Origin of the sequence: Neisseria sp. P0008.S010 (genome assembly GCF_051962715.1) — a bacterium.
In the GTDB taxonomy this organism is placed as follows: Bacteria; Pseudomonadota; Gammaproteobacteria; order Burkholderiales; family Neisseriaceae; genus Neisseria; species Neisseria elongata.
Window position 1 is genome coordinate 1 of the sequence record NZ_JBQCVA010000027.1, and the last position, 20,524, is coordinate 20,524.

The following is a 20,524-nucleotide window of genomic DNA, read 5'->3' on the forward strand; positions in this document are numbered from 1 at the left end:
AACCGTCAAAATACGCTGCCGAAGCAGCGAAGAACCGAACTATACGCACATCCGAAAATACTGTCAAACAAATATTGTAGAAAATAGAAGATTTTTTATTATATTTTTGTTTTTTAAAAAAATTAAATTTAAACCCACATAGGGGTTGGTCTAAGGAATACTTATTTCCCACTTACTTGTATGCTTTTATTTTGACTTCGGCGTACAATTCTTACTCGATTAAATTTATACCATTATTATTGAAAGGTTGTTGTCAATTATGAACCTACCCCACCGTATTCTCCCTTTAACACGCATGCGGCGTATGCGGAAAGATGATTTTTCCCGTCGCTTGATGCGCGAAAATACACTGTCTGCCGATGATTTAATTTATCCTGTTTTTGTTCTGGAAGGATGCAATCAGGAAGAAAATATTGCATCGATGCCCGGAGTTAAACGGCAAAGTTTGGATAAATTACTCTATACAGCCGAGGACGCTCTCAATTACGGTATTCCTATGTTGGCACTTTTCCCGGTGATAACGGAAAATAAGACCGAATTTGCAGAAGAAGCTTATAACCCCGAAGGTTTGGTACCAACTGTGGTACGCGAATTGCGTACACGTTTCCCCGAATTGGGTATTATGACTGATGTTGCATTGGATCCTTACACGATACATGGTCAAGACGGACTGACTGACGGCAACGGCTATGTTATGAATGACGAGACTATCGAGGTCTTGATTCGGCAAGCATTGTGTCATGCCGATGCCGGGGCTCAGGTAGTGGCCCCTTCCGACATGATGGACGGACGTATCGGTGCAATCCGTGAAGCCTTGGAAGACGCGGGACATATACATACCCGGATCATGGCATATTCCGCAAAATATGCATCGGCTTTTTACGGTCCATTTCGTGATGCGGTCGGCAGTTCGGGCAATCTAGGCAAAGCGGACAAAAAAACCTATCAGATGGACCCCGCCAATACGGACGAGGCTTTACAGGAAGTTGCTTTGGACATTCAGGAGGGAGCGGATATGGTTATGGTAAAACCCGGCCTGCCCTATCTGGATGTTGTACGCAGAGTAAAAGAGACTTTCGGCGTGCCGACTTATGCTTATCAAGTTTCGGGAGAATATGCCATGTTGCAGGCAGCGATACAAAATGGCTGGCTGGACGGCAATCAGGTAATTTTGGAGAGCCTGCTGGCATTCAAACGAGCCGGGGCGGACGGTATTTTGACCTATTATGCATTGGAAGCCGCCAAACTTTTGAAAAAATAATACCGACCACTTTGAAGAATGAGCTGAGGCCGTCTGAAACTTTTCAGACGGCCTCAGTATGTTCAACTGATAAATTACTCTTTTAACTGCTTACGGTCATATACTGCTTGAGCCAGTGTTCCCGCATCGATATATTCCAGTTCCGCCCCCAGCGGCATACCGCGCGCCAAACGACTGACTTTATAAGGCAGGTTTTTCAACAGTTCGGCCAAAATGTAAGCAGTGGCATCGCCTTCGGCGGTGAAATTTGTGGCGATAATGATTTCCTCGATTTCGCTGTTTTGCAGCCTTACAACCAATTGCTCCAACGCAATATGGCCCAAGTCCATATCTTGCAGCGGGCTGATATGCCCCATCAGGACAAAATATAAGCCGTCATGACAATGCGCCGCTTCCATTCCGGCAACATCGGCGGGCATATGAACTATCATCAGCCGCTTGCCGTCCCGATCCGGATTGGCGCAGATTTCGCATAATTCATTCTCGCACAAAGTATTGCAAAGCGTGCAATGCCGCACTTGCTTTAGTGCATGCTGCAAAGCCTCGACCAGTTCTTCCGCGCCTTCACGGTTGTATTGGAGAAGTTGGTAGGCCATACGCTGGGCCGATTTCGGGCCGACATTGGGCAGGATTTTCAGCGCATGTATCAATCTGGAAAATGCATCTTGCGGTTTGGACATAGTATCGTTAGAGGAAGAATTGAACGGTAAAGGCCGTCTGAAACGCCATAAAGATTTTCAGACGGCCTCAATGGCAGCAAAGGATGGTTTATCCGGGTGCCATATGCTTTCACTTATGCGCCGTATACCGGATTTTTAGCGCACAGAGCCTGAGCGGCAGCGGCCACACTGCTCAGATTGGCTTCGTCATTCGGGTTGTCCAAAACATCGGCCACCAAATTGGCCAATTCGCGCGCGTCGGCTTCGCTGAACCCGCGCGTGGTGATGGCTGCCGCGCCGACGCGGATGCCGCTGGTAACGAACGGTTTTTCCGGATCATTCGGGATGGCGTTTTTGTTAATGGTGATGTGCGCTTTGCCCAAGGCTTCTTCTGCCGCCTTGCCGGTAATGTTTTTGGCGCGCAAATCCACCAGGAATACGTGGCTTTCGGTGCGGCCGGAGATGATGCGCAGGCCGCGTTTGACCAACTCTTCCGCCATCGCCGCCGCGTTGATTTTGACCCGTTTGGCGTATTCTTTAAACTCCGGCTGCAATGCTTCTTTGAATGCAACGGCTTTGGCCGCAATCACGTGCATCAGCGGACCGCCTTGCAGGCTGGGGAAAATGGCGGAATTGAGGGCTTTCTCGTGCGTGTTGTCGCGGCACATAATCACACCGCCGCGCGGGCCGCGCAGGGTTTTGTGGGTGGTGGTGGTTACAAAATCGGCAAACGGCATGGGGTTGGGATATTCGCCGCCCGCAATCAAGCCGGCATAGTGTGCCATATCGACAAACAGGTACGCGCCGACTTTATCGGCGATTTCGCGGAATTTCGCCCAGTCGATTTGCAATGCGTAGGCCGATGCCCCCGCCACAATCATTTTGGGCTTGTGTTCCAATGCCAAGCGTTCTACTTCGGCATAATCCAACACTTCGTTTTCATCCAAACCGTAAGCTACGGCGTGATAAAGTTTGCCTGAAATATTCACGCTTGCACCGTGGGTCAGGTGGCCACCGTGCGCGAGGCTCATGCCCAAAATGGTGTCGCCCGGTTTCAGCACGCTGGCGTAAACCGCTTGGTTGGCTTGGCTACCTGAATGTGGCTGCACGTTCACATATTCCGCGCCGAAGAGTTTTTTGCAGCGGTCAATCGCCAACTGTTCGGCGACATCCACATGTTCGCAACCGCCGTAGTAACGTTTGTTCGGATAACCTTCGGCATATTTGTTGGTCAATTGGCTACCCTGTGCCTCCATTACGGCATAGCTGACGTAGTTTTCAGAAGCAATCAATTCGATATGGTCTTGCTGACGTTCGACTTCTGCAGCAATCGCAGCGGCAAGCTCGGGGTCGTATTTTGCAATGGTTACGCTTTTTGAGAACATGGGATTTCCTTTGGACTAAAGATATGCGGAAGTGTGTGTCTGCCAGCTGCCGTTTTCAGACGGCCTCTTTCCAGGCAGGACGGGCGGTCATTGTAACAGAGCCGACGTTAATATGTATCGGGATTTCACCGCCGCCTATAATGAAGGCCGTCTGAAAACCCTTGTTCCGACGATGGAAACGAAAGATGGTTTTCAGACGGCCTCTTAATAGACAGGCAAACCTTTTATTTTTTCTTCGCGTGTTTCAACGAATCGATGGCCACGGCCAAAACGATAATCGAACCTTTGATGATGTATTGCCAATAAGGGTTTACACCGATATAGCTCAAGCCGTAGTTAATCAGGGTAAAGATAACCACGCCGATAACCACGCCGAATACCGTACCGACACCGCCGCTGAACGACACGCCGCCGATCACACAGGCTGCAATCGCGTCCATTTCATACATAAAACCCAGATTGTTGGTGGCCGAACCGATGCGTCCCGCCTCCAGCAGGCCGCCGAAAGCGTAAAACACGCCGGACAGGGTGTAGATGCCAATCAGGTTTAAAGTAACGTTTACGCCGGAAACACGGGCGGCTTCCGGATTGCCGCCGATGGCAAATAGGTTTTTACCGAAACGGGTTTTGTTCCAAATCACCCACATCAATGCAATCGCAACAATGGCATAAATAGTGATGTAGGAGAGGCGGAATCCGCCGATATCGAAGAAACCTTGAGTGAAGGCGGAATATGCGCCGTCGAAACCGGCAATGGGTGCGGAACCGACGTAGTCGTAATACAGAGAGTTCACACCGTAGATAATCAGCATTGTGCCGAGCGTGGCGATGAACGGGGTAACGTTCATGACGGTAACAATAACGCCGTTCACCAGCCCGATGAGCGCACCGATGGCGCACACCAGCAAAATAACCATCGGAATCGGCACAACACCCAAATCGGGGAAGACTTTATTCACATTGTCTACTGCCTGCAGCAATGTGGCAGAAATCACTGCTGCCAATCCGACTTGGCGGCCCACCGACAAGTCTGTGCCTTGAGTAACGATCAGGCCGGCCACGCCCAGCGCAATGATGATGCGGACCGAAGATTGGGTTAAAACGTTACTGAAATTGGTCAGGCTTAAAAAGCTGGCATCTTTCGAGATAATCACCACCAGCAACAACAGCAGCACGAAATACAGCGCGTAGTCCTTCATAAAGTCCAAGGCTTTGTTCTGTTTGACGGCACTCATAAAATTCCTTTAAATAATCAATTTGTTTGCATTCAGCGTAATGGCTTTGAAGTTTTCAGACGGCCTTATAAATATTTAGCCGACAATTGCAGGATTTCTTCCTGATTGGTTTTCGCCGTTTCGACAATACCGGCCACCTTGCCCGCACTCATCACTAATATGCGGTCGGTAACCCCCAAAAGCTCAGGCATTTCGGAAGAAATAATGATGACCGCCTTACCTTGCGCGGCCAGCTCGCCGATTAACTGGTAAATCTCAAATTTCGCACCGATGTCGATACCGCGTGTCGGTTCGTCCAACATCAGGATTTCGGGTTTGGTTAAAAGCCAGCGGCCTAAAATCACCTTCTGCTGGTTACCGCCCGATAACGAGCCGATACGGGTTTTCTGGCTGGGCGTTTTCACACGCATGGAATCGATAACCCACTGGGTGTCGCTCTTCATGCTTTTATTGCTCAGCAAGCCGCCTTTTTGATAGCTCTTCATATTGGAAATCAGCGAGTTGAAGCTGATATCCAATCCGCCAAAAATACCGGTGCTGCGGCGTTCTTCCGTTACCAGGGCGAAACCGTTTTTAATCGCCTCCACCGGCGATTTGTTCTGCACCTCTTTTCCGTGCAGCAACACTTCGCCTGCCCCACGCTCGCGGATGCCGAACAGGGTTTCGACAATATCGGTACGTTTCGCACCAACCAATCCGCCGATACCCAATACTTCGCCTTTTCGCAATTCAAAGCTGACATCGCGGATGGACGGCTGGTTTTTCGCCGTCAGGTTTTTTACCTGCAACACGACTTCCCCGGGCGTATTGTTTTTTTCCGGGAAACGCTGGGTAAGGCTGCGGCCGACCATTTTTGCCACCAACTCGTCCATGGTGGTCTCTTTCACCGCCACGGTATCTATCCATTTTCCGTCGCGCAATATAGTGATTTCGTCACAAATTTTGAAGATTTCCTCCATTTTGTGCGAAATATAAATAATGCCGCAACCGCGCTGCTTCAGCTTTTCGATAATGGTAAACAGGTGGCCGACTTCCTTTTCCGACAAGGAGGATGTCGGCTCATCCATAATGACGATTTTAGCGTTATAGGAAAAAGCTTTTGCAATTTCAATCATCTGCATTTCCGACACGGTCAATTTTGCAACTTTTTCGCGCGGATCGATGTTGATGTCCAATTCATCAAAAATCGCTTTGGTATCGGCATACATTTTTTTCTGATCGACGAACAAGCCTTTGGTCGGATACCGTCCCAACCACAGATTGTCCATGACCGAACGCTGCTTCACCAGGTTCAATTCCTGATGCACCATCGAAATACCGTTTTCCAAAGCTTCTTTCGCATTGGAAAAATCCACTTCGCGGCCGAGAAAACGGATACTGCCCGAATCTTTGGCATAAATGCCGAACAGGCATTTGAGCAGGGTGGATTTGCCCGCTCCGTTTTCCCCCATCAGCGCGTGCACAGAATGCGCCCTTACCTGCAAATTCACGCCGTCCAAGGCTTTCACGCCGGGAAAGGCTTTATGCACGTCGGTCATGGTCAGCAGCACGGAATGGTCTTGTTCCGCCGTCGAATCCTTAGCCGTCATGGTTTGTTCCTCATGATTGTCAACAAAATGGCTTCCTGAAAACAGTGTGCCACAGATTTTCAGACGGCCTTGCCGTGATACGGCACCCGCCGTTTTCCGGTTGGGGCGCAATATGGAAGACTCTGTCTGAAAATAAAAAATATAAATAGCGAAGCCGGCCGGATTATATTCAATCCGGCCGGGCATCCAATCAGGCCGTCTGAAATTATTGTTTCAGAAACTGATCCAGATTGGTTTTGTCCACGCCCACATAAGGTACGCGGATATTTCTGTTTGCATCCAGTTTGTAGGCGGAGGAAGCGGCCGGATCTTTACCTGCGGCCAAGTCTACTGCCAGAGCGTATACCGCTTTAGCCTGTGTTTCGCCGTCGTTCAATACCGAACCGGCCAGCGTATCGGCCTTAATCATTTGCAGGGCTTCAGGCAGTGCGTCTACACCGAAGGTCGGCAGGACTTTACCTTGTGCCTTCATGGCTTCTACAGCACCCATCGCCATACCGTCGTTATTGGAAATAACCACTTCGATGTCTTTACCCGAAGTACCGGACAACCATGCCTGCATGATGTCTTTGGCTTTGGCTGCGTCCCACATGCCGGTGTCCAACTGCAGTTGTTTGGTTTTGATGCCGTCGGCGTTCAATTTTTCAACCACATATTTGGTACGCGCTTCGGCATCAGGGTGGCCCGGCTCACCTTTCAGCAGAACAAAATCAACCACGCCGTCTTTGTTCAAGTCCCATTCCGGGTGCTCTTTCCACATTTTGCCAATCAAAGATGCCTGGATTTCGCCTGACTCCTGAGGATTGGTGCCGACAAAATAAGCCTTATCGTAGCTTTTCAGTGCGGCTTCGCCTGGGTCTTTATTGAAGAAAATGACCGGAACGCCGGCGGCTTTTGCCTTCTCGATAATCGTGCTGCCTGCGGCAGGATCGACTAGGTTGATGGCCAAAACTTTTGCACCTTTGGCGAGCATTACATCCACTTGGTCGTTTTGCGTGGATTGGTTGTTCTGCGAATCGTTCATCAACAATTCGGCATTTTTCGCCGCAGCCGCTTCGCCTTCCAATGATTTACGCATCAGCGACATGAAGTTGTCGTCATATTTATAGATGGTTACACCGATTTTAGGCGCATCGCCGGCAGGCTTTCCGCCCTCAGCTTGGGATGCGTTTTGGCTGCCGCCGTTACAGGCGGTCAAACCCAATACTGCAGCCAATGCTGCGGCGGTTAATGTTTTTGGGAAATTCATAAAAACTGTCTCCGTATTTTTTATTGCTGCGGTGCGGTAGGCCGTCTGAAAAATCAGCCCTTCCGCGTCTATGGTGCCTTTTGGCAAAACAGGCGGGAGTTTGAATTAAAATGCCCGATTTGTAAATTACCCATACGGATTTTCTGATAATTTCTGACACCTTCCAACAACAATTTATCATCTTTTTACTAAAACTCCCGTATAAAAATAAAAAATGTACCTTTTTTTCGCCAATAAGGCCGTCTGAAAAATCTTTTCAGACGGCCTGTTATTAAGGAGGAACAACCTAATCAATCAACGCATCATGACGATGATTGCGGTAGTGTTTGTATTTCATTGCATAAGCGGCAACAGTCGGCACCAAAGCTAAAATAATCTTGAAAGTCCAAGATGCAAACCACGGCTTGTTAATCACAATTGTATCGGTAACAGCCCCCGGCTCGACAAACTTACTCACGGCATACCAATCCAACAGCGGCCACCAACATGCAGTCAGCAATCCGAGAAACAAAGGCCAAATCAGGCGAATGCGATCACGCTGCCATAACAAAAACAAAACTGCCGCCCAAATCAGCGTAAGCGTGCAAATCAACAAGGCGGTATGCACCGGCGCACCAAAATAAGAAGCCGCAAAATAAGTCAGCACCACCCATAAAGCGGCTAACACCGCCATAATCAATTCTTCCGGACGTTTGAACATAATAAAAATCCTTGCAGACCAATCGCTACGAATATACCGCAAATCGACCGTTTTGGATATAGTGTAAAATGCCGCTTTTGTCATTTCGTGAGATGGAAACATGAAACTGAAATCCTTTTTACGCAAGGCCGAATTGGTTCTGAACCGCCTGGATGCCTGGCTGCCGCCCGAAACCCGCGAACCGGACTGGAATGCCGCTGCCTTCCGCTGGCAAAAGTCCGGCAACAAAGGGATTTTGGAAAGCCTGCCCGCTCCGCATACCTTCCCATTATCCCGCCTGGCAGCGGTTGACAGCCAAACCGCCAAGCTGGTCCGCAACACCGAACAGTTCCTGGCAGGCCGCCCCGCCAACAATGTCCTGCTGACGGGATCGCGCGGCACGGGCAAATCATCGTTAGTTAAAGCATTGCTGCATGAATACGGCACGAACGGCCTGCGACTGATCGAAGTAGACAAAAGCGACCTGACCACTCTGCCCGCCCTGTTGCAACTACTGGCTTCCCGCCCGGAAAAATTTATTGTTTTTTGCGACGATTTATCGTTCGAAGACGGCGAAGACGGCTACAAGGCGTTAAAGACCGCTTTGGACGGCGGCCTGTCCCAACGCTGTGCCAATGTTTTGGTGTATGCCACGTCAAACCGCCGCCACCTGATGCCTGAATATATGGATGAAAATACGGGACACACCGGCGTTCGCGGCGAAGTGCATGCCAAAGAGGCGGTGGAAGAAAAAATTTCCCTATCCGACCGATTCGGGCTGTGGCTGAGTTTTTATCCGTTTGACCAAAACGATTACCTGCAGGCAGTGGCAAACTGGTTGGAATATTACGGTGTGGATTTTGATGATACCGCACAACGGGCGGCATTGAATTGGTCTCAAATGCGAGGCGGGCGTTCGGGCCGCGTTGCCTGGCAGTTTGCCTGCGACTGGGCAGGACGGCTGCCCCAAGACCGCTGTTTGAATCTGGGTTAATAAGGTTGCCGGCGTTTACGGGAAAGGCTGGAGCAAAGCTCAAGAAATGAAACGGCAAGGGGTTGTTTCGATATATAGTCAATACAAAAAGCCGTTCGATGCTTACTTCCTTCAGGCTCCAATTACCCCTCTCGGAACGCACGAACGGCTTAGTAGGAAATTATCCTTACTGTCTGCGCGTGCAAATAACCGCCCAAAAGCATACACGGCTTTTATGCCCGTATCGGGCGTACTATTGTGCTATTAAAAATGCCAACACCTTGATTTTTCATCTACGAAAACAGCCGCTCATCTTGATTTATCGAGGCACATCCATCAGGGCTTGTCGGTCAGGGAAAGTCCGGCCGAAATTAGATAATTTCAGGCTTTAACTCATGCAAAACCACCTAAAACTGCCCAAAGGAGGATATGTTGCAGTTTGATAGAACAGACAAACGGGAAAGCCGCAGATACCGCAAAACAAAGCATCATGTCGATTTACACTAAATCCGCCATAAAAAGGCCGTCTGAAAATACCCACTGTCGCAGCAGGTATTTTCAGACGGCCTAAAGTTCTTTTTTATGTGTTAGAAGGCAACATAATTGATGGGATTGACCGGCTTGCCATCTTGTCGTACTTCGAAATGCAGCTTGACGCGGTCGGTATCGGTATTACCCATCCGCGCAATGGTTTGCCCGCGTTTTACTACTTCCCCTTCTTTCACCAACAAAGCCTGGTTATGGCCGTAGGCGGTCAGGTAGGTAGAATTATGCTGGACGATAACCAAGTTGCCGTAGCCGCGCAATCCGTTGCCGGCATACACCACTTTACCGTCTGCGGCAGACACAACGGCCTGTCCGCTTGTTCCGGCAATATCGACACCCTTATTGCTGTTGCTGTAATGGGCGATAATGTTGCCGGCTGTAGGCCGCTGCCAAGTAATACCGGCTGCAGTGCGCACGCCTCCGGACGAGCCGGCGGAAGAAACGGGCGGTGTCGGCACGGGCTGCTGTACGACACTCACCGGCGGCGTATTGACAGGTGCGCTGACCGGCGGATGGCTTGGTGCAGGCTCAGGCTTATGCACGACGGTTGAAGATGCCGGGGCAACATAACCGGCCGGCTTCACGCGCAGGGTTTGGCCAATGCTGATATTGTTATCGGTCAAACCGTTCCAGGCACGCAAATTATCCTGAGTGATGTTGTAGCGTTTGGAAATATTATAGACGGTATCGCCGCGCACGACTTTGTGCGTCGCGGCATTAATGTCTACCGGCGCATATGAGGGCACATAGGTGTTTCCGGAAACCGAAGGTGAGGAAATTGTCGGCGGCGGTGTATAAACAGGGGCATTTCCGCCCATGTTTCCAACCGATGCGCTGGGTTCATAAGGTGCGGCACCGTAAGGATTGCCGCCTGTGATGCTGCTTTCGGTATTCTGCATGCCGACGCCGGTATTGGTGCCTTCCACTACAGGTGCGGCCGGCTGCTGAAGCCACGAACAAGCCCCCAACATCAAAACGGCTGCTAAGGAACCGGTTCTCAACGCAGTTTTTTTCAACATAATTTTTCTTACCTTTTGAGTTTCTTAAGTTAAGCGGACGCTATCATAATAAAACTAAGCCGCCTTCTCAAGTCCAAACCCTGCTGTATGGCCGAATATCGGGCAGTCAGACTGTAAAATCCCGTTATCCTTCACTCTGCTGCCAATAGCGCGCCGTTTCATGGAGCAGATTATAGGCTGTCAAATCAATCTGCAACGGCGTAACGGTAATAAAACCGGCGGCACATTCGGCAAAATCGGTTCCATCTTCCCGGTCCGCAGCTTCTCCGGCGGCACCAATCCAATAAACCTTTTCCCCCCGCGGGTTGTGCATCGGCACAATACTCTGTTCGTGATGACGCCTCCCCAGCCGCGTGATTCTGTATCCGCGCAAATCTTCGGCGGCAACGGCAGGGATATTGACGTTCCACAAAACCGGCTGTTGTGGTGAATTCGCCGTCAATTTTTCCAATAACTGCCATGCCGCCTTCTCGGCAGTCGGCCAATAGCGGTCAGTATGGTCGTTTAAGGAAAAGGCCACGGCGGGAAAGCCGAGCAAATAGGCTTCGGTTGCTGCCGCCACCGTGCCCGAATACAGGGTATCGTCCCCCATATTCGCACCGTGGTTGATGCCGGACAACACCAAATCGGGCTTGAATTCGGGCAGTGCATGTAACGCCAAATGGATGCAGTCGGTCGGAGTACCGCTGACATAGTAAAAGCCGTTTTCCGCCTGTCTGAGCTGCAACGGCCTGTCCAGAGTCAGCGAGTTACTGACCCCGCTGCGGTTACGCTCCGGTGCCACAACGCGCACATTGGCAAACTCGGCCGCCACTCTGGCCAAAACGGCAATCCCTTGAGCAAGATAGCCGTCGTCGTTGCAAATCAGGATGTTCATTATTGTTCTCCGTTTTTAAATCTGTTGTTTGATGCTGATATGAAGGCCGTCTGAAACCCGAATAATGTTTTCAGACGGCCTGTTATCATGGAACAAAAGCCGATTCAATACCCCGAACAGCCATGTTCGCACAATACCAATTCCGCAGCCGCCAAACCGCTCTGCACTGCGGCCTCCAAGGTGGCTGGATAACGCGGATGCAGGTAATCGCCTGCCGGATAAATGCCGTTTTGCTGCAACCACCGGCAATCGGGCAGCGGCCTGTTTGCACAGGAGGCGGCAGTTGCCCGTTTTTCCGTAATGACTTTTGCCGCAATCGGGGCGCCGATTTCAGGGCAAATGCGGTGCAAATCCGCATCGGCACGCCGTATCCATTCTTCCGCCGACAAGCGTCCGACACGCTCGGATACGCTAATGACTGCCGCCACTTCGCGGTCGGAAGCACCTAGGCAGCCGCGTCGGAAAAACCACTGTACCGTACCCTCGGCCAAACCGGTCATGACCGAAGGCAAACGGACTGTTTCGGCATAGCGCAAGTAAACCGTTGTAATGGCATGGTACCGGATACCTTCAAAAGCCGTCTGAATATCCTCAGGTGTTTCAGACGGCATTAAAGCAGAAATATGATAAGGAGCAACCGCCGCCACCACTGCATCAAATGGTTCGCCGTCCACAGCCACACGTCCGCCCAGCAACAAGGCCAAACGGCCGACGCGCCGTTCGAAATACAGACGAACCCCGTGTTGGCGTAAAAAACGGATTGCCGGTTCGACTAATAAAGTATTCAAATCGGTTTTCGGCAACAGATAGTCAGCAGCATGTTTATCCGCCCATACGCCGTCTTGCAAGACCGCCCGTAAAACACGCAGGCTGGCATCCTCAATCGGCGTATTCAATGCCCCCAACACCAGCGGCCGCCAAAATCCTGCCAATAATTTTTGCGGGCATTGTTGGCAACGCAGCCATTTGCCTACGGACACATCTTTACCATGCCATATGCGCAGATTCCGCATCTGTTTCAACAATGCGGCCTTATCCGACCAACGGACGTTTTTTGCCCCTAACACACCCCATAAAAGATGCAGAGGCGCAGGCAGGGAGGCCGTCTGAAACTGTAATCCGTCGGCCAAATGCCATTGCAGCGGCAATCTGACACAATCATGCCGGTAATCAGCCCCGATTTTATCCATCAGATGACGGACACCACGATAGGCGTACATCATAATATGTTGGCCGTTATCCAAAAAGCTGAAGCCCGCATTATCCGCCGCCAACGCCCGTGCCCTGCCCCCGGCCGTTTTACCGGCCTCGAACACTGTTACATCTGCTTTTCCGGCCAGATTAACCGCAGCAGACAAACCGCTCCAACCCGCACCGATAACCGCTATTTTCCGCTTCATGCTCATGGTCTGAATCCAAATAACCAAGTTTTCAATGCAATCCGTTTTTTTCTCGGCCCCGGGATGGCAATTTTGTAACGCAACACATTTCCCAAGCCGTCTCTACGGATTTCCTGCAATAAAGCATAATATATCGCCGCCATAATCAAGCCCGCTTTCTGCCTGCGGCAATCCTCATCAGGTAAAAGATCACGCGCTTCGCGATAAAGATTTTGCGCCCGCGTGTATTGAAAATTCATAAATTCGATAAATTCAGATGAGGATTCGGCGCGCAATACCGCCTGTTCTGCAATACCAAAACGTTCCAGCTCATCCTGCGGGAGATAGATTCTGCCCATTCGCGCATCCTCACCAACATCCCGGATGATATTGGTCAGCTGCAAAGCCAAACCTTGTTTTTCGGCATACAGTAAAGTTTGCTCATTATCAAATCCCAAAATCCGTGCAATCAACCTGCCTACCACTCCGGCTACCCGATAACAATAAACCGACAGCTCGGCAAAATCGGCATACCTTACTTGCCGAAGATCCATCTGCATGCCCTCGATAATTTCCTCCAACTCGGCTTGAGGCAGAGAAAATTCGATAACAATATGTTTTAACGCCTGATTAACCGGATGCTCCGGTAGGCCGTCTGAAAATACCTTGGCCAAATCCCCCCGCCACCATTGCAAACCCATTGCCGCCACTTGCTTATCGGCACAATCGTCCACCACATCGTCCAGTTCGCGGCAAAATGCATATAAGGCAATCAGCGCATTTTGCCTATTTTGCGGTAAAAAACGAAAACCGGAAACAAAGCTGGAACCGCTTTCGGAAACTTTGTTACGGCAATAATCAAGGGGCTGCATATTTGTTTTTGAGAAGTGCCAACTAAAAGAGCGATTGTAGTGTGATTTATAAAATGAAACAAACCCGCGATACTACTTGCGGGTTTGTTTTCAATACCTTTATTTGCACGGAGCAGAAGTTTGAAATTCCTTTGCTGCTGCAATATTCTCGTCACGAGTGCCATCCATACAAGAATAACTTGCGCCCTGACTGCTTACCCATGCAGTATAGCTGTACCCCGATTTTTTAGGTTCAGCATAAATCCTAATGCCAACAGGATAACCTTCATCTTTTTTCCCCCGCATAATAAATTCAGTAGTGAAAGTATATTTTGATTTGAGATCGCCATCAATCATATCTGTAATTTCTGCCTCAGTTTTACCCTTTAAATAAGATGGTTTTTTAACCAATTCTGTTTTAATAACATCTGCAACACTAGCCATCTTTGATCTTGCATTCACAAGATCACCCTTCTCGATATATTTTGTGTATGAAGGCAAAGCAATTGATGCCAGTATCGCGATAATTGCAACGGTAACCATCATTTCAACCAAGGTAAAACCAAACTGCCTACTTGAAGCTTTCATGGTGCTTTCCTTACATATCCGCTGCAACATACGATTGTAAGGTGACAACTGTATTAGCATTCTCCCCCCACGCCCTCGCAGTAACTCGATAAACAATCCGATTAGCATCTTCTGAAATCCATTCAATCAAATACCGTGGCTTTTTACTCACTACTGTTTCTTGTGTAGGTGCCGTATACTCTTTACCTTTTTTTTCAAGCAAACTCTCACTTCCACCTTCCCAAACAGCCTGTTCGGACTGCGATGGTTGGCATAGACCATCATCGGAACACCCAGATACAAATTTTGCTTTTTTATCAAGACCTACTAAATCTTGATCTACAATAGCCTGCTCTCCTTGGCGCAAAGCCGCCTCTGCAACCTGCATCGTCATCTTACGATCCGCATCATTACTACTCAATCGACTTTCGGTATTGAATAGCTGCGTTGCCGCCAAAACTAAAATCGCAAGTACTACCATCATGATCATTACAATCGGTAGAGAAAATCCTCTTACATTATATTGGTGTTTCATTAACTTGCATCCTCTTGGAAATTGCGCTCTGCACATGCGTTACCTCCCCGTACAGTTGCATTAATATAATAAGTCTGAACATCAGATTCAGAATTATTTGCAGCTTGGCCACCTTGAATCGTTCCTTCACTGCCAGAACCCTGTAATTTCATTCTCAACAAGGCAGGGGACAATGCCGTTTTGCTACTTTCAATCTTATCGGTAAATTTAATTTTGACATCATTCTGCATAGATTTACAGCCTGGAGATTGAACATATCCAAACTCCAACTCCCAAGATTTCACCCCTGCCAATAACAATTGAGGTTCACTAATCTCCCCATTTGGATTTAACTGAAATAAATAGAGCCCCTCTTCTCCGCCTGTAGGTGTGCCAATCGCATATATATTAACCACTTGCCTAAATACAGATATTTCTGACTGACGCTTAGCATTGACTACAGTGTCATGTTCAGTATCCAGATTAGGATCCAACTTCGTAACCATTAGCTTTTTGCCATCACTATCTAACGTTTTAGTACTACTTGGAAACCTTTCTAGTGATGAACAAGTACTGATAATAATAGGGGCATCAGTCTGGCCACTCAACTCTGCGAGTTCACTACCTTTCTCAATATGGACAGAAAAACTATCCTTACTACCAGTATACGTACTACTTGATCCAATTCCGTAAGTAAAAAGCAAAACTTTTGGGCTAGACTTACTAACAGTAAACTTAGGTAGCGGCAAGGCCGTTCCATCCAAATATTTTATGCCTTGATTTTGGTCATTATACTCTAAAGCTCCCAACTTATTGGCAGCACCATGATCTTTCAATTTTACCTTATTATTTGTAACCGTTTTCGCCAAATTAAAGCAACCAAACGAACCTGCCATTCTGGCATCACGCACAATCATATTGGTCGCATTACGCAAATCATTTTGCACTTGCAATCGCCCCTTCGCTACCTGACTAAGCTTGTGCGTCGTTACAAAACCGTAGCCCGCTGCAATCAGCACAATAATACTTAACGCACTGGCAACTAAAAGTTCAATTAAAGTAAACCCCGTAATTTTTTTAGGTAAGACGGTATATCTATTGTTGTACCATTTCATAAAATTTACTCCCCGTCCCTAATATAAGTTTGATAACTAACCGTTCGTGCCTTATCTGTACTTTTATCCGACAAAGGCTGAACCAACCAAGCAATTTTTATTGCCACTTTACCTGCACCATCACAACCCCAATCTGAAACATCACCAGTGTCCGGATCTATTGTAATAGCTGTTTTCAAATCTTTGGTCTTACAGATCTTCGTTCTAACATTCATATCTCCCAGCTTAGTTTCGTTCAACTCCTCATTAAATTCTTCCAGCTGTTTCAAAGCAAGGTTGTCCGCATTATAACTACCAGTATTATCCGTAACCCGAGTTGGATTTATATAATGATCATATTTCTTTTTCGTCCACTTAGTATCGTTAACTAACTCTAGTTTTGGATTAGCCGTCATCCCTTCAATCAAATTTTGGGCAGCTTGTGCTGCGATACTTTGAGTTTCAGCATCCCTAACACTGCCCACTGAACGTAACTGGGTTGCCAACAATGCCAAAATACCCAAAGCCAAGACCACAACAGAAATCAAAACCTCAATTAAAGCAAAACCCTGCTGTTGGAATCCAATTCCCATATATTTATTTATTTTCATATTAACATCCGCCATACTCATTACATGTTTCGCCAGTTAAATCGACATCATACTTACAAGCCGGACGGCTATCGCCATTGGCACAGAAACTAACTTGCCCGCCTGACACCAGCAAAGTTACCGCTCTACGCTCACTTGTGTCTTTATCTTTAGCATCATTATCGGTAAATGTGAATTTAGTAAAACCACCAACAGGATAGCCAACTTTCATTTTCCCTGTGCTGTCAACACTATATCTTTTTATTGAACCATCTGGAAAAAACGCCAATATTTTTGCATCCTTCTCTGCCCCTATATCTTTTCCATCAAATCCCACATTCCTGATTTGATAACGAACTTTTATCTGATCTTTTGCTTTATTCATTACTATTGTACGCAAAGATTCATCTTTGTTTCTTTCATATTTTTGGTCATACACCGGCGAATCAGCCCATACAGCATAACCAGAACCTGCAAAAGCACTCTTACAATACTGATCTGGCTTACCGTCTGTCTTAATTTGTACCGGGCACAAATAAACCGGCTTATTCAGCCTTGCCGCTTCTGCCCTAGCAAACCTGATTTGACTGGCCACTTTTTCAGCTACTGATGCAACACGCCTCTTAGCAACCCATTCTGCAAAATTTGGAATAGCAATTACTGCCATTATGGCCATAATAGCTATTGTCACCATCAATTCAATCAGGGTAAAACCCTTTTGCCTAGATCCCATAATTCATTCCCAACTTTCAATTGTTTTCGCAGTATTTTTATTCCATTATTCTAAACGATAATGGAGCTTATATTCCAGTATTCTAGAAAATTTTAATTGTTCTCTAATGGATAAACTTACTCGTCCATCATGGCCGCATCCGGCACATATGCCGCATTATCGAATTTGGTAAACTGCCCCATCCAAGTCAGATAAACCTTCCCAACCGGGCCGTTACGATGTTTGCCGATAATACATTCGGCCAAACCTTTCATTGGTGACTCAGGATTGTAGTATTCGTCTCGATACATGAACATAATCAAATCCGCATCTTGCTCAATCGCCCCCGACTCACGCAAATCCGACATCATCGGCCTCTTATCAGTTCTCTGCTCGACCGAACGGCTCAATTGCGACAATGCGATAATCGGTACTTGCAACTCTTTGGCCAAGGATTTTAATGAGCGGGAAATTTCTCCCAATGCGGCGGCACGGTTGTCCGTTCTTCCCGAACTTTCCATCAACTGCAAGTAGTCGATAACAATCAAGCCCAATTTGCCGCCAAACTGCCTTGCCAACCTACGGGCACGGGCGCGTAATTCCAAAGCGGTCAGCCCTGCAGTTTCATCGATAAACATCGGCGCATCGGCCAGTTTATTGACTGCTTCGTTCAAACGTCCCCAATGCTCATCCTGCAACGCACCCGTTTTCAAGATATGCTGATCCAAACGGCCGACCGAACCCAGCATACGCATCACCAACTGCGCGCCGCCCATCTCCATCGAAAACACGGCTACCGGCAATTTACTTTCCACTGCAACATGCTCGGCAATATTGATGGAAAACGCTGTTTTACCCATCGACGGCCGACCGGCCACGATAATCAAATCTCCCGGCTGCAAACCGGAGGTTTTCTTATCCAAGTCGATAAATCCGGTAGGAACCCCGGTTACTTCATCCGGATTGTCGCGCGCATAAAGCATGTCGATGCGTTCGACAACTTCTTTCAGCAAATCCGGCAATTCCAAAAAACCCTGTTTCGACTTGGCTGTGCTTTCTGCAATTTGGAAAACTTTGTTTTCCGCTTCATCCAGTAGCTGGGCTGCGTCTTTTCCTTGCGGATTATAGGCATTTCTAGCAATTTCCGTGCCGACTTCAGCCAATTGCCGCATTACGGACTTCTCCCGCACAATTTCGGCATAACGTCGGATATTTGCGGCAGACGGCGTATTTTGTGCCAATGTAATCAGATAATTGAATCCGCCTACCGCTTCCAGCTCGTCATTTCTCTCCAGCCACTCCTGAACGGTAATGATGTCCGCAGGGCGACTTTCGTTAATTAGTGCCGCAATTGTGCGGAAAATTACCCGATGTTCATGCCGGTAAAAGTCCTCCCCGGCAACCACGTCGGCAATGCGGTCCCATGCGCTGTTTTCCAGCAGCAATCCGCCCAAAACCGACTGTTCCGCTTCGACAGAATGCGGCGGCAACGACAGGGCAGCCACTTCGTTTAAGCCGTCATCCGCATAATCGGCATATTGTTGTTCCATTTTTTTCACCAAAATAAACCGGGACGGGCATTATAACGGAAATGGTCCGAGCAAACCCGTTCCGGTTTGCTCGGACCATTTCCGTTATTTATCAGTCACCGAATTCAATTAACTCAAACTCGTCTTTACCGGCAAAACATTCCGGACACTCCCAATCGTCGGGCAAATCGGCGAATTTTGTTCCCGGGGCGATGCCGCGCTTGGGGTCGCCCAATTCTTCATCATAAATCCATTCACATAATACGCATACATATTGAGCCATTTCCCATATCCTTAATGTAGCGGCGGGCAAACACAGCATTCGTCCGTTTATAGTGGAACTGCCAATCAGCCGACGCGGCCTTCGCTTTGATTACCGCATCAGCAGATGAATCACCTTCTACATAACGAATGCACCGATTTTTTAACGTGAAAACCAGAGGAAATCCTACACCTCCCATCCGTCAGATTAGGCCGTCTGAACAAACGCCCATCTATCTCACCTCATCGGCCATGCGCTTGAAACAGCCCGTCCGCATACCGTTGCTGTCAAAAAAGGCCGTCTGAAACGGCCTTTTCACCTGTTCGTCGGTATTGTACCGACAGTTTGACGACGGATACAGGGTTAAATGGAAAACTCTCCCTCGCCGATAAATTCCAGTTCGCTGATTTCTTTGCGCAGATGTTTGATTGCGGGCGTAACGATGGCGACAAACATGGCCTCCCGCACCCTCCGTTGCACCGGGCTGCTCATCAAATAACCTGCGGCACCGGTGTGCAGTGCGGCCGACTGGGCGGCATCCAAACACAGCCAGGCGGCAGCTTCGCGCAAACGCAGGGTTTCCAACAATTCGGGTTCGTTGCGGTAGGCGGCATCTGCCAGCTCGATAGTGCGCGACAAGGCCGTCTGAAAACGGTTGTTCAGCTCGTCGTAACCGTTATCAAGGAAGTCGTTGGTTTCGCTGCCTGCATTCGAAGCGGCGATTTCAGCCAGACAGCCGTCGATAATGCCGGCACCGATGCCGATTTGCAGCAGGATAAAACCGGCCTTGATGGATTTGATATATGTTTCAAACTGTTCCGGCTGCGCGATAACATCTTCATTCGGCACAAAAACGTTTTCAAATTTAATGGCAAACGTGCGCGTGCCTTCCAAGCCGCAGAATTCCGGACACGGAATCAGCGACACGCCTTCGCGACCGCCGCCGGTGATGAACATCACATATTCTTCGCCCAACTGCGCCGTATTCGCCCAAATATGGTTGTCGCCCAAATTCGATACCCACGGCAGAATGCCGTTGACGCGGTAACCGCCCTCGATACGCTCCGCCTGCAACTGATGCTTCTCGATTCCGGCCAAGTGTTTGACCGTATTCGACATTCCCGTTCCCGCCAGCACGCGTCCGTTCAACACGTCGGACAGATAACGGCGTTTCACTTCCGCGTTCGGCGTTTGGTGCAGATACCAAGCGCAGGCGGCCTGACACCAGGCGGAAAACGCAGTGGCGCCGCATGCTTTGCCGACCTCGCGCAACACTTCGATTTGCACGGCCAAACCAAGCGCGCTGCCGCCCTCTTCCGCGCTGCCTACAGCGGCAAAACCGCCCATCCCGCCCAATTCGCGCAAAAAGGCTTCGGGATAAAGCCCCTTGCGGTCGATGTCTTCCACCAAGGGTTTCAGCTTGGTCTGCACCAGTTCGGCAACGTGTTTCAAAAGGGTTTCGCGGGACATAATATTCTCCAGATTGTGAAGGTGGGGCGTTCATCAGCTTGAAGGCCGTCTGAAAGTGTCCGCTCAGTGAAGCGGGGAGTTTTC

Annotated in this window: 20 protein-coding genes; 2 read left to right on the forward strand and 18 right to left on the reverse strand. The window is 48.8% G+C overall.

Translation table 11 applies throughout. The features are described from left to right. Positions 1–259: 259 nt before the first annotated feature. A complete protein-coding gene (gene hemB / locus ACTHSL_RS07945) occupies positions 260–1,261 on the forward strand; it encodes a porphobilinogen synthase (protein WP_049249579.1) in 1,002 nt (333 codons plus the stop codon). A 74-nt stretch (positions 1,262–1,335) separates the two neighbouring features. Here hemB and recR read toward each other — a convergent pair whose 3' ends face one another. From recR to ACTHSL_RS07975, 6 genes are all read right to left on the reverse strand, one after another. Next, a complete protein-coding gene (recR, locus tag ACTHSL_RS07950) occupies positions 1,336–1,941 on the reverse strand; it encodes a recombination mediator RecR (protein ID WP_283113655.1) in 606 nt (201 codons plus the stop codon). A 113-nt stretch (positions 1,942–2,054) separates the two neighbouring features. Then, positions 2,055–3,305 (reverse strand): serine hydroxymethyltransferase, encoded by a 1,251-nt coding sequence (gene glyA / locus ACTHSL_RS07955; protein WP_440380994.1) that lies wholly within the window; start codon positions 3,303–3,305, stop codon positions 2,055–2,057. Positions 3,306–3,529: 224 nt separating this feature from the next. Further along, the gene (gene mglC / locus ACTHSL_RS07960; protein WP_074896796.1) at positions 3,530–4,540 is read right to left on the reverse strand and encodes a galactose/methyl galactoside ABC transporter permease MglC; all 1,011 of its coding nucleotides are present in this window, start codon (positions 4,538–4,540) and stop codon (positions 3,530–3,532) included. 65 nt (positions 4,541–4,605) lie between these two features. Next, positions 4,606–6,129, reverse strand: coding sequence for a galactose/methyl galactoside ABC transporter ATP-binding protein MglA (mglA, locus tag ACTHSL_RS07965; protein WP_440380995.1), 1,524 nt, complete (start codon positions 6,127–6,129; stop codon positions 4,606–4,608). 205 nt (positions 6,130–6,334) lie between these two features. After that, positions 6,335–7,378, reverse strand: a complete 1,044-nt coding sequence (mglB, locus tag ACTHSL_RS07970; RefSeq protein ID WP_440380996.1) for a galactose/glucose ABC transporter substrate-binding protein MglB — start codon at positions 7,376–7,378, stop codon at positions 6,335–6,337. A 286-nt stretch (positions 7,379–7,664) separates the two neighbouring features. Next, positions 7,665–8,078 carry a hypothetical protein gene (locus ACTHSL_RS07975; RefSeq protein ID WP_440381016.1) on the reverse strand — a complete coding sequence of 138 codons (414 nt, stop codon included), beginning with the start codon at positions 8,076–8,078 and terminating at the stop codon, positions 7,665–7,667. A 100-nt stretch (positions 8,079–8,178) separates the two neighbouring features. Between ACTHSL_RS07975 and ACTHSL_RS07980 the strand changes: the two genes are divergently transcribed. Further along, positions 8,179–9,051, forward strand: coding sequence for an ATP-binding protein (locus tag ACTHSL_RS07980; RefSeq protein WP_440380997.1), 873 nt, complete (start codon positions 8,179–8,181; stop codon positions 9,049–9,051). A 566-nt stretch (positions 9,052–9,617) separates the two neighbouring features. Here ACTHSL_RS07980 and ACTHSL_RS07985 read toward each other — a convergent pair. The 12 genes from ACTHSL_RS07985 to ACTHSL_RS08040 form a co-directional block, all read right to left on the reverse strand. Further along, the gene (locus ACTHSL_RS07985) at positions 9,618–10,595 is read right to left on the reverse strand and encodes a peptidoglycan DD-metalloendopeptidase family protein (protein WP_440380998.1); all 978 of its coding nucleotides are present in this window, start codon (positions 10,593–10,595) and stop codon (positions 9,618–9,620) included. A 124-nt stretch (positions 10,596–10,719) separates the two neighbouring features. Then, entirely contained in the window at positions 10,720–11,472 is a 753-nt protein-coding gene (gene surE, locus ACTHSL_RS07990; protein ID WP_440380999.1) for a 5'/3'-nucleotidase SurE, read from the reverse strand. 104 nt (positions 11,473–11,576) lie between these two features. Continuing rightward, a complete protein-coding gene (gene hpnE / locus ACTHSL_RS07995; protein WP_440381000.1) occupies positions 11,577–12,878 on the reverse strand; it encodes a hydroxysqualene dehydroxylase HpnE in 1,302 nt (433 codons plus the stop codon). Next, positions 12,875–13,723, reverse strand: a complete 849-nt coding sequence (gene hpnD / locus ACTHSL_RS08000; RefSeq protein WP_440381001.1) for a presqualene diphosphate synthase HpnD — start codon at positions 13,721–13,723, stop codon at positions 12,875–12,877. Before hpnD ends, hpnE begins: the two co-directional genes overlap by 4 nt. Positions 13,724–13,822: 99 nt before the next feature. Continuing rightward, complete coding sequence (locus tag ACTHSL_RS08005) at positions 13,823–14,290, reverse strand: prepilin-type N-terminal cleavage/methylation domain-containing protein (protein ID WP_440381002.1); 468 nt, start codon at positions 14,288–14,290, stop codon at positions 13,823–13,825. Positions 14,291–14,300: 10 nt separating this feature from the next. After that, entirely contained in the window at positions 14,301–14,804 is a 504-nt protein-coding gene (locus ACTHSL_RS08010; RefSeq protein WP_440381003.1) for a pilus assembly PilX family protein, read from the reverse strand. After that, complete coding sequence (locus tag ACTHSL_RS08015; protein ID WP_440381004.1) at positions 14,804–15,898, reverse strand: PilW family protein; 1,095 nt, start codon at positions 15,896–15,898, stop codon at positions 14,804–14,806. The genes ACTHSL_RS08010 and ACTHSL_RS08015 overlap by 1 nt, the downstream gene beginning before the upstream one ends. Positions 15,899–15,903: 5 nt before the next feature. Continuing rightward, on the reverse strand, positions 15,904–16,488 hold the full coding sequence (gene pilV / locus ACTHSL_RS08020) for a type IV pilus modification protein PilV (protein ID WP_440381005.1): 585 nt from the start codon (positions 16,486–16,488) through the stop codon (positions 15,904–15,906). A gap of 1 nt (position 16,489) precedes the next feature. Beyond that, positions 16,490–17,200 carry a pilus assembly FimT family protein gene (locus ACTHSL_RS08025; RefSeq protein ID WP_440381006.1) on the reverse strand — a complete coding sequence of 237 codons (711 nt, stop codon included), beginning with the start codon at positions 17,198–17,200 and terminating at the stop codon, positions 16,490–16,492. A 116-nt stretch (positions 17,201–17,316) separates the two neighbouring features. After that, positions 17,317–18,729 carry a replicative DNA helicase gene (gene dnaB, locus ACTHSL_RS08030; protein ID WP_314935057.1) on the reverse strand — a complete coding sequence of 471 codons (1,413 nt, stop codon included), beginning with the start codon at positions 18,727–18,729 and terminating at the stop codon, positions 17,317–17,319. A gap of 91 nt (positions 18,730–18,820) precedes the next feature. Then, positions 18,821–18,991: a rubredoxin gene (locus ACTHSL_RS08035; RefSeq protein WP_040666303.1), complete on the reverse strand. Its 171-nt coding sequence runs from the start codon at positions 18,989–18,991 to the stop codon at positions 18,821–18,823. 342 nt (positions 18,992–19,333) lie between these two features. After that, positions 19,334–20,440: an acyl-CoA dehydrogenase family protein gene (locus ACTHSL_RS08040; RefSeq protein ID WP_440381007.1), complete on the reverse strand. Its 1,107-nt coding sequence runs from the start codon at positions 20,438–20,440 to the stop codon at positions 19,334–19,336. Between the last annotated feature and the right edge of the window lie 84 nt (positions 20,441–20,524).

Coding starts and splice junctions, on each gene's coding strand:
- hemB (WP_049249579.1), top strand. CDS start 260: ATGAACCTACCCCACCGTATTCTCCCTTTAACACGCATGCGGCGTATG.
- hpnE (WP_440381000.1), bottom strand. CDS start 12,878: ATGAGCATGAAGCGGAAAATAGCGGTTATCGGTGCGGGTTGGAGCGGT.
- ACTHSL_RS08040 (WP_440381007.1), bottom strand. CDS start 20,440: ATGTCCCGCGAAACCCTTTTGAAACACGTTGCCGAACTGGTGCAGACC.
- mglA (WP_440380995.1), bottom strand. CDS start 6,129: ATGACGGCTAAGGATTCGACGGCGGAACAAGACCATTCCGTGCTGCTG.
- ACTHSL_RS08015 (WP_440381004.1), bottom strand. CDS start 15,898: ATGAAATGGTACAACAATAGATATACCGTCTTACCTAAAAAAATTACG.
- dnaB (WP_314935057.1), bottom strand. CDS start 18,729: ATGGAACAACAATATGCCGATTATGCGGATGACGGCTTAAACGAAGTG.
- ACTHSL_RS07975 (WP_440381016.1), bottom strand. CDS start 8,078: ATGTTCAAACGTCCGGAAGAATTGATTATGGCGGTGTTAGCCGCTTTA.
- hpnD (WP_440381001.1), bottom strand. CDS start 13,723: ATGCAGCCCCTTGATTATTGCCGTAACAAAGTTTCCGAAAGCGGTTCC.
- pilV (WP_440381005.1), bottom strand. CDS start 16,488: ATGAAAATAAATAAATATATGGGAATTGGATTCCAACAGCAGGGTTTT.
- ACTHSL_RS08005 (WP_440381002.1), bottom strand. CDS start 14,290: ATGAAAGCTTCAAGTAGGCAGTTTGGTTTTACCTTGGTTGAAATGATG.
- ACTHSL_RS07985 (WP_440380998.1), bottom strand. CDS start 10,595: ATGTTGAAAAAAACTGCGTTGAGAACCGGTTCCTTAGCAGCCGTTTTG.
- ACTHSL_RS08025 (WP_440381006.1), bottom strand. CDS start 17,200: ATGGGATCTAGGCAAAAGGGTTTTACCCTGATTGAATTGATGGTGACA.
- ACTHSL_RS07980 (WP_440380997.1), top strand. CDS start 8,179: ATGAAACTGAAATCCTTTTTACGCAAGGCCGAATTGGTTCTGAACCGC.
- ACTHSL_RS08035 (WP_040666303.1), bottom strand. CDS start 18,991: ATGGCTCAATATGTATGCGTATTATGTGAATGGATTTATGATGAAGAA.
- recR (WP_283113655.1), bottom strand. CDS start 1,941: ATGTCCAAACCGCAAGATGCATTTTCCAGATTGATACATGCGCTGAAA.
- mglB (WP_440380996.1), bottom strand. CDS start 7,378: ATGAATTTCCCAAAAACATTAACCGCCGCAGCATTGGCTGCAGTATTG.
- surE (WP_440380999.1), bottom strand. CDS start 11,472: ATGAACATCCTGATTTGCAACGACGACGGCTATCTTGCTCAAGGGATT.
- mglC (WP_074896796.1), bottom strand. CDS start 4,540: ATGAGTGCCGTCAAACAGAACAAAGCCTTGGACTTTATGAAGGACTAC.
- glyA (WP_440380994.1), bottom strand. CDS start 3,305: ATGTTCTCAAAAAGCGTAACCATTGCAAAATACGACCCCGAGCTTGCC.
- ACTHSL_RS08010 (WP_440381003.1), bottom strand. CDS start 14,804: ATGAAACACCAATATAATGTAAGAGGATTTTCTCTACCGATTGTAATG.